The 13,673-nt window shown below is 68.5% G+C and carries 10 protein-coding genes and 1 rRNA gene; 6 read left to right on the forward strand and 5 right to left on the reverse strand.

What is annotated here, in order from left to right; all coding sequences use genetic code 11:
- Nucleotides 1-222 precede the first annotated feature (222 nt).
- Nucleotides 223-1,602 carry an NAD(P)/FAD-dependent oxidoreductase gene (locus tag V6B97_RS16475; RefSeq protein WP_333507617.1) on the reverse strand — a complete coding sequence of 460 codons (1,380 nt, stop codon included), beginning with the start codon at nt 1,600-1,602 and terminating at the stop codon, nt 223-225.
- Nucleotides 1,603-1,875: 273 nt separating this feature from the next.
- On the opposite strand from V6B97_RS16475, the gene hisC reads away from it, so the two are divergent.
- Nucleotides 1,876-3,045 carry a histidinol-phosphate transaminase gene (gene hisC, locus V6B97_RS16480; protein ID WP_333507618.1) on the forward strand — a complete coding sequence of 390 codons (1,170 nt, stop codon included), beginning with the start codon at nt 1,876-1,878 and terminating at the stop codon, nt 3,043-3,045.
- 91 nt (nt 3,046-3,136) lie between these two features.
- A complete protein-coding gene (gene cmk, locus V6B97_RS16485) occupies nt 3,137-3,796 on the forward strand; it encodes a (d)CMP kinase (protein WP_333507626.1) in 660 nt (219 codons plus the stop codon).
- Nucleotides 3,797-4,187: 391 nt separating this feature from the next.
- Here cmk and uraA read toward each other — a convergent pair whose 3' ends face one another.
- Both uraA and upp read right to left on the reverse strand, forming a co-directional pair.
- Nucleotides 4,188-5,474 (reverse strand): uracil permease, encoded by a 1,287-nt coding sequence (gene uraA / locus V6B97_RS16490; protein ID WP_333507619.1) that lies wholly within the window; start codon nt 5,472-5,474, stop codon nt 4,188-4,190.
- 237 nt (nt 5,475-5,711) lie between these two features.
- On the reverse strand, nt 5,712-6,338 hold the full coding sequence (gene upp / locus V6B97_RS16495) for a uracil phosphoribosyltransferase (protein ID WP_333507620.1): 627 nt from the start codon (nt 6,336-6,338) through the stop codon (nt 5,712-5,714).
- A 109-nt stretch (nt 6,339-6,447) separates the two neighbouring features.
- On the opposite strand from upp, the gene V6B97_RS16500 reads away from it, so the two are divergent.
- The 4 genes from V6B97_RS16500 to V6B97_RS16515 all read left to right on the forward strand — a co-directional run bounded on the left by V6B97_RS16500 (nt 6,448) and on the right by V6B97_RS16515 (nt 11,255).
- The gene (locus V6B97_RS16500) at nt 6,448-8,172 is read left to right on the forward strand and encodes a dephospho-CoA kinase (RefSeq protein ID WP_333507621.1); all 1,725 of its coding nucleotides are present in this window, start codon (nt 6,448-6,450) and stop codon (nt 8,170-8,172) included.
- A gap of 11 nt (nt 8,173-8,183) precedes the next feature.
- Entirely contained in the window at nt 8,184-8,927 is a 744-nt protein-coding gene (locus V6B97_RS16505; protein ID WP_333507622.1) for a rhomboid family intramembrane serine protease, read from the forward strand.
- A gap of 370 nt (nt 8,928-9,297) precedes the next feature.
- A complete protein-coding gene (locus tag V6B97_RS16510; RefSeq protein WP_333507623.1) occupies nt 9,298-10,086 on the forward strand; it encodes an ABC transporter ATP-binding protein in 789 nt (262 codons plus the stop codon).
- A gap of 2 nt (nt 10,087-10,088) precedes the next feature.
- The gene (locus V6B97_RS16515; protein WP_333507624.1) at nt 10,089-11,255 is read left to right on the forward strand and encodes a SufB/SufD family protein; all 1,167 of its coding nucleotides are present in this window, start codon (nt 10,089-10,091) and stop codon (nt 11,253-11,255) included.
- Nucleotides 11,256-11,377: 122 nt separating this feature from the next.
- Here V6B97_RS16515 and V6B97_RS16520 read toward each other — a convergent pair whose 3' ends face one another.
- Both V6B97_RS16520 and rrf read right to left on the reverse strand, forming a co-directional pair.
- Nucleotides 11,378-13,186 (reverse strand): methyl-accepting chemotaxis protein, encoded by a 1,809-nt coding sequence (locus V6B97_RS16520; RefSeq protein WP_333507625.1) that lies wholly within the window; start codon nt 13,184-13,186, stop codon nt 11,378-11,380.
- Nucleotides 13,187-13,556: 370 nt separating this feature from the next.
- A 5S ribosomal RNA gene (rrf, locus tag V6B97_RS16525) occupies nt 13,557-13,671 on the reverse strand.
- Between the last annotated feature and the right edge of the window lie 2 nt (nt 13,672-13,673).

Here is a 13,673-nt window from a genome sequence, read left to right on the forward strand (position 1 = left end):
CGACTGGCTTGAACACCTGTAGCGTAACCGGAAAGGTGTTTTTTGGTATAACCGATTGACTCCACCCGCATAGCGGGTGGTTCTCTGTTTCGGTCGCTTCGCTCCCTCAACTGGCTAAAGCCATAACAGGGGGCCGCCGCGAACAGTTCGCGGCGGCCCTTTTTCCATTCCTTCACCGCCGTGCCGGGGCCGCGTGCGGGCGGTCCACCATCCGGCGTGGCGCTACGTCCCGGCGGAATCCCCGGCCCCGCCCCGCGCCACGTCCCCGGCGACCGCTGTTTCCGCCACTTCCGGCGGCGCTTCGCACACCGCGTCGTCCATGGCCACGCGCGGCAGGATGAGCCGCACCGACCGTTCGAAGAACAGGTAATCCCAGGCCCAGTTCACCAGCACGAACAGCCGGTTGCGGAAGCCGATCAGGTAGGCCAGATGCACGAACAGCCACAGCGCCCACGCTCCCAGCCCGGAAAAGGCGAAGCGCCCCAACCGCACCACCGCCGCCTGCCGCCCGATGGTGGCCATGGCCCCCTTGTCGCGGTAGCGGAAGGGCTTGGCCTTGCCGCCCTTAAGCAGGCGCAGCACGTTGGCCGCCGCGTGGCGGCCCTGCTGGGTGGCGTTGGGCGCGATCATGGGCGGGTTCTGCCCCTCGGGCAGGGAAAGGTCGCCCACCACGTGGATTTCCGGGTGCCCGTCCACCTGCAGGGTGGGCAACACCGGCACCCGGCCGCCCCGGCCCACGGGCAGGCCCATGGCGGCGGCCACGTCGTGCCCGCGCACCCCGGCCGTCCAGGCCACGGTGCAGGTGACGATGCGCATGCCGTCGGCCAGGCGCACGTCGGTGGGGCCCACCTCGGCCACTCCGGCCTTGGTGCGCACCTCCACGCCCATCAGGGCCAGCCGGTCGCGGGCGTAGGCGCGCAACTGCTCGGGAAAGCCGGTCAGCAGGCCGTCGGCCGCCTCCAGCAGCACGATGCGCGGGGGCGTCCTGCCCGCCAGTTCCGGAAAATCGCGGGCCAGCGGGGTGCGCACCAGTTCCGCCAGCGCCCCGGCGAACTCCACCCCGGTGGGGCCGCCGCCCACCACGGTGAAGGTGAGCAGCGCGGCGCGCCGGTCCGGGTCTTCGGTCAGGCTGGCGCGCTCGAAGCAGGCCAGGATGTGGTTGCGCAGGCGCACCGCATCCTCCAGCGATTTCAAGGTGTAGGCATTTTCCGCCGCGCCCGGCACCCCGAAGAACGAGGTGAGGCTGCCCGGCGCCAGGATGAGATGGTCGTAGGGAATGTCCGGCCCGTCGGTGTGCAGCACGCGCCGGGCCGCGTCCACGCCGCGCACGTCCGCCAGCGCCACGCTGACCCGTTGCTGCTTCCGGAACACCCCGCGCAGGGGATAGGCGATCTGCTCCGGCTCTATCTCGGCCGCCGCCACCTGGTACAGCAGCGGCAGGAAGGTGTGGTAGTTGTTGCGGTCCACCAGCACCACGTCCACCCGGCCGGAACGCGCCAGACGCCGCGCCGCCCACAACCCGCCAAAGCCGCCCCCCACGATGGCCACGCGGGGCCTGCCTGCGCCGCGCGCGAACCTGTCCGTATCGTTCCGGCCGATCATGTCCGCCTCCGTGTGTGCTGTCCCGCGTGTGGCTGATGGAAGATCACGGCCACCCTGCGGCCATGCGCAGGCGCAAGGCCATTCTTCACGATATACGCACACGGCGGACGACGGCAAGGGGCGGGGCGAAGGGACGCACCCGGCGCGAGACCGGGCGCACGGCTCCGCCCCGCCCCTTGCGCTGTGCGTGCGCCTTGGACTATCTGATGGGTCTTCCGCGACGGCGGGCGCACCCCGCCCCGCCGCGCAGCCAACGAAGGAGCACGTCCCACCATGAGCGCCGACACAAGCGCCCCCACCGGTCTTCCGCTCGCCTCGCCCGACGCCGTGCGCCCCGAGGTGCGCGGGTTCAAGCCGTACTCCCCCGGCCTGTCCATCGACGAAATCCGCGACAGGTACGGCCTCGCCCACGTCATCAAGCTGGCCAGCAACGAGAATCCGCTGGGCACCTCGCCGGTGGTGCGGCACACCCTGCGCCACAAGGCGGACCTGGCCTTCCGCTACGCCCAGTCGGGCAACCCGCGCCTGACGGCGGCCATCGCCGCGCATCACGGCGTGCCCGCCGAACGCGTGGTGGCGGGCAACGGTTCGGACGAGATCATCGACCTCATCGTGCGGGTGCGGGCCGTGCCGGGCGTGCACAACGTGGTGGCGTTCAATCCGTGCTTCAGCATCTACGAGTTGCAGACCCGCCTGGCGGGCGTGGAATTCCGGCAGGCCCCGCTGGCTGCCGATTTCTCCTTCGACTGGGACGGCCTGCTGGCGCTGGTGGACGACGCCACCGCCGTGGTCTTCGTGACCACGCCGGACAACCCCTCGGGCTTCTGCCCGCCCGTGGCCGACCTGGAACGGCTGGCCCGCGCCCTGCCCCCCGGCTGCCTGCTGGTGGTGGACGAGGCGTACATGGACTTCTGCGGCGACGAGGCGGCCCACTCGCTGCTTTCCCGCATCGACGAATTCCCCAACCTGGCCGTATTGCGCACCTTTTCAAAGAGCTTCGGCCTGGCCGGGCTGCGCCTTGGCTACGGCATCCTGCCCGTGCAACTGGCCGACTATCTGCGCCGGGTGCGCCTGCCGTTCAGCGTGAACATCCTGGCCGAAGAGGCGGGCATGGCCGCGCTGGCGGACGACGTGTTCCGCGCCGAAACCCTGCGCGTGACCGCAGAGGGGCGCGATGCGCTGACGGCGGGGCTGACCGCGCTGGGTTGCCACGTGTACCCCAGCAAGGCCAATTTCCTGATGTTCCGCCCGGCGCCCTCGCCCCCCTCGGCCCCCTCGGTTGGGGGCGCCGCCCATCTGTTCGAGGAACTGCTGCGGCGCGGCATCATCATCCGTCCGCTGAAAAGCTATGGCCTGCCTGACCTGTTGCGCGTCAGCGTGGGCAGCCCGGACGAGAACGCGGCGTTCCTGAAGGCTGCCGGGGAGATCATGTCCCATGCCTGACACGTGCCGCGCCTGTTCCAAGGCTGCCGCCTCTGCCGCGACCTCCAACGCTTCGTCCAGCGCTTCCCCCACAGTCACTCCCACCGTTCCGGTGGTCACGCTGGACGGTCCGGCGGGCGTGGGCAAGACCACCCTGGCCAAGCGGCTGGCCGACGCGCTGGGCGTGGCCTACCTGGACACCGGGGCCATGTTCCGCACCCTGGCCTGGAAGCTGGGCCCCGGCGCGCATGAACTGCCGGAAGGCGACCTGCGCGCCCGGCTGGATGGCTTCCGCTTCGCGCTGTCCGGCGCGGGCGGGGCCTCCGTACTGTCCTGCAACGGCGTGCCCGTGGGCGAGGAAATCCGCACCGAGGAAGTGGCGGCCCTGGCCTCGCGCATCGCCACGATCCCGGTTGTCCGCGAACGCCTGAAGGCCGCGCAGCAGGCGCTGGGGGCCTCCTGCGCCCTGGTGGTGGAAGGCCGCGACATGGGCACCGTGGTGTTTCCCACGGCCCGCCACAAGTTCTTCCTGGACGCCACGCCAGAGGAACGCGCCCGCCGCCGCTGCCTGCAACTGGAAGCACAGGGCCAGCCCGCCGACCTTGCCACCATCGCCGCCCAGATCCGCGAGCGCGACGACATGGACCGCAACCGCGCCGTGGCCCCGCTGCGTCCCGCCGACGACGCCGTGACGGTGGACACCACCCACCTCGACATCGACGGCGTGTTCGCGGAACTGGCCCGGCACATCGCCGCACGCGGTGGATTGTAGTCCCCGCACGCCGCACCCTGGCCTGCAATGACACGCGGCCCGCGCTTCCGACGAGGCGCGGGCCGTTTTCAGTACAGGAGGCCGTTTTTTGTATGCCTCCGGCGGGCAGGGGGCTACCGCGCGTTGCGATCGCCATCCGTAATGCTCGAAGACTCGCATAACGGCTGCCGTCCTCTGCACCCCCGTTTTGGTAGAACATGTTGGCAAGCACCTCAACCGGCACTACCGCCATGCTCTCCTCTGCCGGATCCCCTTAAAAAACCATCCCCGCCGCGTTACCGCGACAGGGATACAACGGACCAAATAAAAAGTTTGCGGGAGGGTTGGGGGTTCGGGGGAAGGGAGGGAGCTTTTCAAAGCTCCCTCCCTTCCCCCGATTATTCCAATACCCTTACAGGTCCGTTTGCGGACTCGCCACCCCGCTGCGATCGAGCACGTGGAAGATCAGCGAAAGGACCATGCCCACCACGGTGGCGAGGGCCATGCCCTTGAGTTGCACCGAGCCGATCTGCACGGGCACGCCGCTGATGCCGGTGATGAACACGATGGCGGTCAGGGTGAGGTTGGCGGGCCTAGAGTAGTCCACGCGCGACTCCACCAGCATGCGGATGCCCGAGGCGGCGATGACGCCGAAGAGCAGGATGCAGATGCCGCCCATGACCGGGGTGGGGATGGACTGGATGAGCGCGGACAGCTTGCCCACGAAGGCCAGCAGGATGGAGATGACGGCGGCGCCGCCGATGACCCACACGGAATACACGCGGGTGATGGCCATGACGCCGATGTTCTCGCCGTAGGTGGTGGTGGGCACCGAGCCGAAGAAGCCGGACAGCACGGTGGACACGCCGTCGCCCATGAGCGAGCGGTGCAGGCCGGGGTCGCGGGTCAGGTCGCGCTCCACGATGTTGCCGGTGACCACCAGGTGGCCGATGTGCTCGGAAATGACCACCAGCGCGGCGGGGATGATGATCAGGATGGTGTTGATGTCGAACTTGGGCACGTACACCGTGGGGGTGGCCAGCACGGGGGCGGCGGCCACGCCCGCGAAGTTCACCGCGCCCAGGACGATGGACACCGCGTAGCCCACGGCGATGCCGGTCAGCACGGGGATGATGGCCATGAAGCCCTTGAACAGCACCGAGCCGAAGGCCACGGTGAGCAGGGTGGTCATGGAAATGATGATGGCGGTGGTGTTGTACGCGCCGGTGGCGTCGGGCATGACCCCGGCCATGCCGGTGGCCACCCCGGCCAGTTCGAGGCCGATCAGGGCCACGATGGGGCCCATGGTGGCGGGCGGCAGCACCACGCCGATCCATTCCGGGCCGAACTTCCAGATGATCAGGGCCACGGCGATGAAGATGCAGCCCGAGGCGATGAACCCGCCCAACGCGTAGGAGTAGTTGGCACCCCACATGGCCTGGTCGGCCCCCAGCACCACGAACACCGGCGACAGGAAGGCGAAGCTGGAGCCCAGGAACGCCGGGGCCTTGCCCTTGCAGAGCACGAGGTAGATCAGGGTGCCGATGCCGTTCATCAGCAGCACGATGGCCGGGTCGATCTTGAACAGGGTGGGCACCAGAACGGACGCCCCGAACATTGCGAAAAGGTGCTGGAAACTCAGGGGAATACCCTGAAGAAACGGTACCTTTTCCTCCACCTGGATGGTCTTTCTGGCCATTGCCCTCTCCGGAAAAGTGCTGATGTGGTGTGTGCATGCCGCGCGGCGCGCGGGCGCGGGGCCGTTGCGCGGCGCGGTTCGGGCAACGGCCCTGCCGCCTTGCGGAAAAACCGGGGTCCGTGCGGTGCGCCCCCTGTTGCGCCCCCTGTCGCGGGCCACACTGCGGGATACGGCGGGGAACGGCGAGGCCCCCCGTAAAAAGGGCGGGACATTTGCTGTCCCGCCCCGTGGTGCGCCCTATTTGGTGCCGAATATCTTGTCGCCCGCGTCGCCGAGGCCGGGCAGGATGTAGCCGTGTTCGTTGAGCCGCTCGTCCACGCCCGCCACGTAGATGTCCACGTCGGGGTGGCGGTCGGTGACCTTCTTGATGCCTTCCGGTGCGGCCACCAGGAACAGTCCCTTGATCTGCGGGCAGCCCGCTTCCTTCAACAGGTCGATGGTGGCGTTCAGGGTGCCGCCGGTGGCCAGCATGGGGTCGATGATGATGGCCATGCGCTCTTCGATGTTCTTGGCCAGCTTCACGTAATATTTCACCGGTTCCAGCGTTTCCTCGTTGCGGAACATGCCCACCACGCTGACCTTGGCGCCGGGAATCATGTCCAGCAGGCCGTCCAGCATGCCCAGCCCGGCGCGCAGGATGGGCACCACGGTGATCTTCTTGCCGCGTATCTGGTCCACCTCGACAGGCCCGGCCCACCCCTGTATGGTGACCTTCTCCGTTTCGAGGTCCTTGGTGGCTTCGTAGGTAAGCAGGCGGCATATTTCGTTGGAAATGGCCCGAAACTCGCTTACCGGCACGTCGTGCTGGCGCAGGATGCCCAGCTTGTGCTTGACCAGCGGATGATTCACCACGGTAACGGCCACGATAGGTCTCCTTGTCTGTCTCGGTGAGCGGGGACGCTTGCCCCCCAAACGCACAGGTTGTAAAAAACACGCCCCCGTCGGTCAAGCGAAAGCACAACCGTTGCCAAACATGTCGAATCCACCGCACCCCCCGGCCGAAACGCGCACCCATTCCTTCACCGTCGGCCCCGAGCACGCCGGGCAGCGGCTGGACCGCTTCCTGGGCGACGCCATGGCCGCCCTGCGCGAAGAGGACGGCCACGGCGGCGCCGTCTCGCGCGAAAAGGTCAAGCGGGCCATCCGCGACGGCGCCGCCACGGTGCAGGGCCGCGCGTGCACCGTGCCCAGCACCCGCGTGGAGCCGGGCCAGACGGTCACCCTGACCCTGGCCGCGCCCACCGCCAGGGTCACGCCCGAGGAAGGCGAACTGACCGTGCTGTACCGCGACGCGACCATCGCCGTGCTGGACAAGCCCGCCGGGCTCACCGTGCACCCCTGTCCCAGCTGCCCGGACGGCACGCTGGTGCACCGGCTGGTGCGCCACTTTCCCGAACTTGCCGCGCAGGAAGGCTTCCGCCCCGGCATCGTGCACCGCATCGACAAGGACACCAGCGGCCTCCTGCTGGTGGCCCTGACCGAGGCGGTACGCCTGGAACTGTCGCGCGCCTTCGCAGAGCGGCAGGTGCACAAGGAATACCTGGCCCTGGTGCACGGCGTGCCCGCGCCGGAGGGCGAACTGGACGCGCCCGTGGGCCGCCACCCGCTGCACAAGGTGAAGATGGCCGTGGTGCCGGAAAACCGGGGCGGCAAGCCCGCCCGCTCGGCATGGCGGGTGCTGCTGGCCGACCCCGGCGGCCGTTTCGCCCTGGTGGCGGTGCGCATCTTCACCGGGCGCACCCACCAGATCCGGGTGCACATGGCCCATCTGGGCCACCCCCTGTGGCAGGACGCGGTGTACGGCCCGGCGGAAGCGCCCCTGCCAGTCGAGGGCGGCCTGCCGGAATTTCCTCCGCGCCAGATGCTGCACGCCTGGCGGCTGTCCTTCCGCCACCCGGAAACGGGCGCGGACATGCACTTCACCTGCCCGCCCCCGCCGGACTTTGCCGCGCTGGCCCTGCGCCTGTGGCGGCGCATGCAGCGGGTGGTGGTGACCGGCTCGCCGGGGTGCGGCAAGTCCGCCCTGCTGCGCCTGCTGGGCGAGGCACGCCTGCCGGGCGAGGCGGGCCTGCCGGTATGGAGCGCCGACGCCGCCGTCGCCCGCCTGTACCAGCCGGGCGGCGGCGGGCACCACCTGCTGCGCGGCCGCTACGGCGAGCGCTTCGTGCCCGACCCCGCCGGCCCCGTGGACAAGCGCGCCCTGTTCGAGGCCATGCGGGCGGACGCCGCCCTGCGCCGCGAGGTGGAGGAGATGATCCACCCGCTGGCCCGGCACGACATGAACGAATTCTTCGCGCGGGCCGAGACGGCGGGTGCGCCCGTGGCCGTGGCCGAGGTGCCGCTGTTCCTGGAGGCGGGCTGGAAGGCCGGGAGCCGCGACACCGCCGCCATGTCCGCCATATCCGGCGTGTCCGCCATGCCCGGCGTGTTGCTGGTCGGGGTGCACTGCCCCTTCGCCGAACGGGCGCGGCGGCTGGAAGCCCATCGCGGCTGGCCTCCGGACATGATCGCCGCCATGGAGGCCTGGCAATGGCCCGAGGCGGACAAGATGCGCGCCTGCCATCTGGTGGTGGACAATTCCGGCCCGCCGGAAGACCTGGCCCGCCGGGCGCGCGGCCTGCTGGCGGAACTGGCCCGCCTGCGCACCGCGCGGGACGCCCGTCTGGCCGATCATCTTGCCTCGCTGTGGCAGGCATGAGACGCTAGCGCATGTTCCCCCTGCGCGACACCATCCCCCGCGTGCACACCCCGTGGTCGGTGTGGTGCATCCTTGCCGCCAACCTTGCCGTGTTCCTGTGGCAGCAGACGCTGACGCCGGGCGAAACCCTGCGCCTGTTCCACTTCATGGGGGTGGTGCCCGCCCGCTTCGCCCATCCGGACTGGGCGCTGACCTCCGGCTACCCGCCGGGGGGCGTCATCGCCTTCGTCGCCCACATGTTCCTGCACGGCGGCTGGGGCCACTTCCTGGTGAACATGTGGACGCTGTGGATCTTCGGCGACAACATCGAGGACGTCATGGGGCCGTTGCGCTTCATGCTCTTCTACCTGACGTGCGGGCTGGCGGCGCTGCTGACGCACATGGTCTTCTCCGCCTCGTCCACGGTGCCGGTGGTGGGAGCGTCCGGGGCCATCGCCGGGGTGCTGGGAGCGTACTTCCTGCTGTACCCGCACGCGCGGGTGACCACGCTGGTGCCGCTGCTGTTCATCCCGCTGATCTTCGACCTGCCCGCCGTGGTCTACCTGGGCATCTGGTTCCTCACGCAACTGCTCTCCGGGCTGACCACGCTGGGCGGCGACGGCGCGGGCATCGCGTGGTGGGCGCACCTGGGCGGGTTCATGGCCGGGTTCGTGCTGCTGCCGCTGTTCCGCCAGAAGGGCCGCTGCTACTACTGCCGCTTTCCGGAGGGCCGGGGCCGGGGCGTCATCCGCGCGCCGCACGACCCGGAGGAGTAGCGGCCCGGTCGCCCGTCCCGGCGCTGCCATCTTCCCGCCCCCCCCGGTCCCGTTAGTCCCGCCCAGTCCCACCTAGTCCCGCCCGGTCCCACCCGGCCCATCCCCGGTTCCGCCCGGTCCCGCCCGGCCGATCCGGCGCCCACGCGCCGCCCCCCTCCCGCCTTTCCGCCCGCCATTCCGTCAGGTTGCGAGTGCTTCCTCACGTTTTCCGCAGGGTTCCACGCATTGACTTACCGGGGGGTATGCCGCATAAGTTTCGGGCTGCCGCGCGGCGGCTCGCGCCGTTTCCGCCCGCGTCCCCCTGCCCTCGCCACGACGAACGGCAGGCGGCCGGGCAGCGCATCGCGCAAAACATCGCAAGGGGTCCATCATGCTCGAAATACGCGACCTGCACGTCTGCATCGGCGACGTAGAGGTTCTGAAAGGCATCGATCTCAAGATAGAAGCCGGCGAGACCTTCATCCTGTTCGGTCCCAACGGCTCCGGCAAGACCACCCTGCTCATGACCCTCATGGGCTTCGCCAACTATACCGTCACCCAGGGCCAGATCCTGTTCAAGGGGCAGGACATCACCAACGCCCCCATGTACGAGCGCGCACGCCTGGGCATGGGCATGTCGTTCCAGCGCCCCCCCACCATCCACGGCCTGAAGACCGGCCACCTGGTGAAGATGTGCGCCCGCGAGCGCGAGGTGGACGTGGAAGACCTGGCCCGCAAGGTGAACTTCGACCGGTTCCTGGAGCGCGACGTCAACGCCGGGTTCTCCGGCGGCGAGATCAAGCGGTCCGAAATGCTCCAGCTCATGGCCCAGCGGCCGGACCTGGTGCTGTTCGACGAGCCGGAATCGGGCGTGGACCTGGAGAACATGGCCCTCATCGGCCAGACCGCCCGCCAGTTGCTGGACGGCATGCCCCCGGCGTCCTGCTCCATGAAGCAGCAGAAGGCCCGCTGCAAGACCGCCGGGCTGATCATCACCCACACCGGCTACATTCTCGAATACGTCAACGCCGACCGGGGCCAGGTGATGTACGACGGGCACCTGTGCTGCGAGGCGCGGCCCCGCGACATCCTCGACCACGTCAGCAAGTACGGCTACCAGGAATGCCTGCGCTGCCTCGACAGCGACGCATCGCTCGGCCAGATCAAGGAGGCGTTGTAGCCATGGGTTACCGCAACGTGGACCTTTCGCGCTTCAGCTTCGACGGCGCGCAGGCCGAGACCATCCCCGACCTTTCCACCCTGGACGAATTCGACCGCAAGCGGCTGCTGTATGCGGGCATCGACGTGAACGCCAGGGAACGCAGCGGCTCGTTCATGCACATGAACCACAGCGGCGTGCACTGCAAGTCCACCCAGGAAGGTCTGGAACTGATGGACATCAAGCAGGCCCTGCAACAGTACGACGGCCTGCCGCAGTACTTCTGGAAGATGGTGGACCCCAACCGCGACGAATACACCCGCGCGGCGGCGGAACACCTGCACGGCGGCTACTTCATCCGCGCCCGCAAGGGGGCGAAGATAGAAGCGCCCGTGCAGTCGTGCCTGTTCATCAAGGGCAACGGCGTGGGCCAGAATGTGCACAACGTGGTCATCGTGGAAGAAGGCGCGGAGATGCACATCATCACCGGCTGCGCCACTGCCCACGGCACGCGCGAGGCCGCGCACCTGGGCGTCTCCGAATTCTTCGTGCACAAGGGCGGCAAGCTCACCTTCACCATGATCCACAACTGGGGCGAAGACACGGCGGTGCGCCCGCGTTCCGCCGGCATGCTCGAGGAAGACGCGGTGCTGGTGAACAACTACGTGCTGCTGAAGCCCGTGAAGGACCTGCAAATGTACCCCACCCTCACCCTGGCCGGGCGCGGGTCGGTGGCGCGGTTCAACTCGGTCATCGTGGCGCCGGAAGGCTCGTACGTGGACACGGGCAACCGCATCCTGCTCAACGCCCCGGACACGCGCGGCGAAATCATCGCCCGCACCATGACCACCGGCGGCACCATCATCAACCGGGGGCACATCGGGGCCTACCAGGTGCCCGCGCGCGGCCACCTGGAGTGCAAGGGCCTGATCCTGGGCAACGGCATCATCCACGCCATCCCGGAACTGGAAGGCACCGTGGACGGCGTGGAATTGTCGCACGAGGCGGCCGTCGGCAAGATCGCCCAGGAAGAGATCGAATACCTCATGGCGCGCGGGCTGGACGAGGACGAAGCCACCTCGACCATCGTGCGCGGCTTCCTGAACGTGGACATCATGGGCCTGCCCCGCGAACTGGAGCAGGCCGTGGAAGACCAGATCAACCAGTTGGACGCCAGCGACGCCATGTAAGTACCGGGCAGATACCAAGCCCAACGCCACACGCGGAAACGACACGGCCCCGGCAGCATGCAACTGCCGGGGCCGTCTTGCGTGCGGCATGGGAGCGGGACGGGGTGAGGGCGCCTGCCCGGCTACCCGGCCTTGCGCTGCAATTCCGCCACCAGGCCGCGCAGGTCTTCGGCCATGCGCCCGAGGTGGCGGATTTCCTTGTCCTCCTCGGTGACCAGGCGGCCGTTGTCGCGGGCGATCCCGTCCACCTGCGCCAGGCTGCGGGTGATCTGCTCCGACGCGGCGGACTGTTCCTCGGCGGCGGCGGCGATGGCCTGCACCTGCCCGGTGACGCGCACGGCCATGTCCAGGATACCGCGCAGCACCTCGCCGGAATCGGCGGAACGGCGCTCCGCCAGTTCCATGGCCCGCAGCGAATCGTCCATGCTGCGGGCATTGGCCTCGGTCAGCGACTGGATGCCCTTGATGGTCTCGCCCACCTCGCGGGTGGCGTTCATGGTCTTTTCGGCCAGCTTGCGCACCTCGTCGGCCACCACGGCGAAGCCGCGCCCGGCGTCACCGGCACGGGCGGCCTCGATGGCGGCGTTGAGGGCCAGCAGGTTGGTCTGGTCCGCGATGTCGTTGATGACGCTCATGACGGTGCCGATGGCCTCGGACTGGCCGCCCAGCCTGCGCATGTTCTCGTGCAGGGTTTCGGCAAGGCCGCGCAACTCGCCCATGGCGTCCATGGTGGCGCTGACGGCCTCCGCGCCCTGGCGGGCACGCTCGCGCGAGGTCTCCGTCTCGCGGGCCGCATCGGCGGCGCTGCGGGCCACGTCCATGACCGAGGCGTTCATCTGTTCCATGGCGGTGGCGGTTTCGGCCACGCGGGTGACCTGCGAGTGCGACCCATCGGACAGGGTGGCCGAACGGCTGGCCAGTTCACGCGCGGAGACGGCAAGGTCCTCGGTCATGCGTTGCAACCGCTCGGAAGCCTCCAGCATCCCCTCCTTGGAAGCGAGCGCGGCGCACGCCTGCTCGTCCGCGCGGCAGGCTGCCTCGCTGGCGCTGCCGGCCAGGCGGCGGGCTTCCTCCTGCTGGGCGCTCATGCGCTCGATGTTGCCGCGCAGGGTGGTGACCATCACGTCCAGGGCCGACTGCAACGCGGACACCTCGTCCTCGCCTTCCACGGCGATATGCCGGTCCAGGTCGCCCGCCGCGATGTCCTGCGCGGTGCGGGTGGCATCCCGCAGCGGCAGCACGATGGACCGGGCCAGCAGATAGGCCACGGGCAGCCCCACGAACAGCAGCAGCCCCAGCACCACGGCGTAGGTGTACAGCACCTCGCGGGTGCGTACCTGTTCCATGGAATCGGCCACGCGGGCCTCGGCGGCCTGGATGTTGTCGAGGTAGATGCCGGTGCCCACCCAGAAGGGGGTGCCGGGAATGCTTTCGGCATAGCCCAGCTTGGGCTGGTCGCCCATGCCCGGCTTGGGGAACACGAAGGTCACGAAGCCGCCCCCGGCCGAGGCCACGCGCGCCAGTTCACGCACGTAGTACGTCCCCTCGCGGTCCTTGGTCTCGCCAAGGTCCTTGCCCACAAGCTGCTTCTGCGTCGGATGCGCGGCGTTCACCGTCCCCTTGTAGACGTAGAAGTAACCGGACTGGTCGGCGTCGAAGCGCACCCGCTCGACCCCCTTGGCAATGACCTGGCGCTGTTCCTCTTCGCCAAGTCCGGCGGACAGGTCACCCAGCGACACGGCCAGGGAATGGGTGAGCGCCTGGATGCGGTTCCTCTCGGCCGACAACATCGAGTCCTTGGCAGTGGCGATGCCCGCCTCGGCGATGTGATCCGCCACCCAATACAACCCCAGGGCCATCCCGGCCAGAAACAGGGTCATGACGGCGAACAGGGCGTAAATGCGTTTGGCGATGGTAAACTTGCGGAACATGTTCCCCCCACGGCAACAGGACGGATGGAGATAAGACCGACCGCCCCATGGCAGTCGGGAATTCGTGCGCACAGTCAGTGCAAAGACATATTGGCACGCTAAGCCCAAGAGCCCGCTCTGACAATGAGTGTTATCCCTACCTTTTGTCAGTGTTTACTTGCAGATCGAGGGTCCGCTGCTCGCAAAACCACGTCGGACAACACTCCATGCCCCGTGCCCTGGCTGGGTGCTCGGAATCGTCACAAATATTCCCGCTCCTCCCGCCCCCTTCCTCGTCAAACGCAGCAAGGCCCCGATGTTTTGACATCGGGGCCTTGCGTGGGGAAGCGGTTGGGAGCGTGCGGTTGAGGCAGTTCCCGTAAAGAAAAAGTGCTGGCATCGGCCTACTTTCCCACGCACGAATACGCAGTATCATCGGCGATGGAGGGCTTAACTTCCGAGTTCGGAATGGGATCGGGTGTACCCCCTCCTCCATGGATGCCAGCAC

It is taken from the genome of Nitratidesulfovibrio sp. 1201_IL3209, from assembly GCF_036763125.1.
GTDB lineage: Bacteria > Desulfobacterota > Desulfovibrionia > Desulfovibrionales > Desulfovibrionaceae > Cupidesulfovibrio.